The following is a 2,462-nucleotide window of genomic DNA, read 5'->3' as shown; positions in this document are numbered from 1 at the left end:
ACGCTGCAGTTCGTCATGTAGGTCGGGTACGTCACGTCGTACACCGTGTCACGCCGCGACACGAACTCGCCGTCCGGGAAGTTGTGCGAGTTGTGGATGCCGTGAATGATTTCGGCGATCTGGCCATAGCTCGGTCCGTCGCCCGGGAATTCGCCGGTGTGGCAGACCACGCAGGCGTCCACCGTCATCGGGGCGGAGTAGTGGCCGCCGCGATTGTCGGGCGCGAAGCGACCGACTTCGCCGCTCTCGCCGTGGCAGTCGATGCAGGCCTGGTTGCTGGCGAGGCCGGCCAACGGGATCGCATCCGGGTAGTCGCCATACGCCACGATCTCGAGCTCGTTCGCCCCGAAGCGGAGAATCATCAGGTAACGCTGATTCGCGCCGCCCAGGAGCGCCACACCGTCGGGAATGACGACCGTGTAGTCGCCACCACCGTTGTCGGTGAAGTCGACAAGGTCCAAGCCCGGGTTAGATCCCCTTGGCGGGAAACGTAAACCCGTGCGATCCGTGCCGTCCCAGGCATAGGCCCGGTACAGTTCCGCGCCCTCGACTGGAGTGCCGTCGATCGCGGCGCTGAAGGTGACGGTGATGTCGGTGCCGTCGTCGGTGACGACGAAATTGTCGAACGAGCCCTGGTCGAACACCACGTGGCTTTCGTTCGCGTCCGCGAAGGTGCCGCTCGCGTGGCACACGGCGCAGGACTCGACAGGCGTAATGACTGCGTCTTCACCCGGAGGACCCGCGGGTCCCTGGGGCCCGGTGTCGCCTACAGGACCCTGGGGTCCCGTGGCGCCATCGTCGCCTTCGCAGCCGGCTAATCCGAGAAAAGCAGCGAGCGTTACTGTCGCTGCAATCTTCCATTTTGCTTTCATTGTTCCCTCCAACGGGAGTAAGAGCGCGTCCCCAACTACAAGCGCATCCCGCATTGCTCCCTTCCGGAGCCCCCACAACGGAATGCTCACAGGGGATGGTGCGTGCATTGACCCGCGTATCCAATCAGGGGATGTACGAAGCTTGAATATGAATATAAACAAAGAGTTGAACGTCATTTGAAAATGATTCGTATTCTGCACATTCTTCGTAAATGTCCTAATTGGCCAATGACTTGAATAGTCGCAACATCACTGGTGAGCATCCCGACGTGGGGGCTCCGGAAGGGAGCAAGCGGGATGCGCACTTAATGGGGACGCGCTCTTACTCCCGTTGGAGGGAACAATGAAAGCAAAATGGACCATGGCAGCGACGCTTGCGCTCGCTGCTTTTCTCGGCTTAGCCGGCTGCGAAGGCGACGATGGCGCCACGGGACCCCAGGGTCCTGTAGGCGACACCGGGCCCCAGGGACCCGCGGGCCCTCCGGGTGAAGACGCAGTCATTACGCCTGTCGAGTCCTGCGCCGTGTGCCACGCGAGCGGCACCTTCGCGGACGCGAACGAAAGCCACCTGGTGTTCGACCAGGGTGCCTTCGACAACTTTGTCGTCACCGACGACGGCACCGACATCACCGTCACCTTCAGTGCTACGGTCGACGGCGCCATCATCGACGGCGCGACGCTGTACCGGGCCTATGCCGGCGACGGCACGAACCGCACGGACCTGCGCACGCCTCCCAGGGGTTCGAGTCCGGGCGTTGACCTTGTGACCTTCACCGACCTCGGCGGCGGCGACTACGAAGTCGTCATTCCCGGCGGCGTAGCGCTCATCGGCGTCGCGGACAACCAGCGTTACCTGATGATCCTCCGCGCGGGCGCCAACGAGCTCGAAGTCGTGGCCTATGGCGACTACCCGGCACCCCTCGGGCGTACCGGCATCGCCGCCAACCAGGCCTGCGTCGACTGCCATGGCGAAAGCGGCGAAGTCGGTCGCTTCGCGCCCGACAATCGCGGCGGCCACTATTCCGCCCCGATCACGGTCGATGCCTGCGTGGTTTGTCATACCAGCGACGACCCGGCCACCCCGGATGACGAACGTCCGTCCTACGGCGCCATGGCTGAGATCATCCACGGCATTCACAACTCGCACAACTTCCCGGACGGCGAGTTCGTGTCGCGGCGTGACACGGTGTACGACGTGACGTACCCGACCTACATGACGAACTGCAGCGTCTGCCATCGCGACGATGTCGTGCCGGCCGCGGGCGTGTCCGGCCTCGAGGCGGCGAACGCCATGCCGGTCACCGGCGCGGGCTGCTTCAGCTGCCATGGCAGCTTCGAGAGCTTCGGCTTCGAGGCGGGCAATATCCACCTGGGTATCGCCGATCCGCTGGCGGCCGACTGCAGTGTCTGCCATAACGGCTCCCTGGCGCGCGCCACCGTGGCCGAGTTCCACAACGGCGCGACCACCGGCCGCGGCGGCATCATCTTCGATGGTGTCGACACCTCCGTGGTCGAAGGCGACAAGATCGACTGGCAGATCACCGGCGTTGTCGATGACGGCACCGACCTGGCGATCAGCTGGACGGCCAC

General features: G+C 64.0%; 2 protein-coding genes. One reads left to right on the top strand and one right to left on the bottom strand.

Features of this window, described 5'->3' with window-relative positions; all coding sequences use genetic code 11:
* The coding region (locus G6N75_RS07015) for a hypothetical protein (protein ID WP_206202988.1) at positions 1–692 on the bottom strand (692 nt) is incomplete at its 3' end.
* A 703-nt stretch (positions 693–1,395) separates the two neighbouring features.
* On the opposite strand from G6N75_RS07015, the gene G6N75_RS07010 reads away from it, so the two are divergent.
* On the top strand, positions 1,396–2,462 hold a 1,067-nt coding region (locus G6N75_RS07010), incomplete at its 3' end, for a hypothetical protein (protein ID WP_206202987.1).

Origin of the sequence: Thioalkalivibrio sp. XN8 (genome assembly GCF_011058255.1) — a bacterium.
GTDB lineage: Bacteria > Pseudomonadota > Gammaproteobacteria > Steroidobacterales > XN24 > XN24.
The sequence above is the reverse complement of the archived record's forward strand: the minus strand, read 5'-3'. Positions and strand labels throughout refer to the sequence as shown.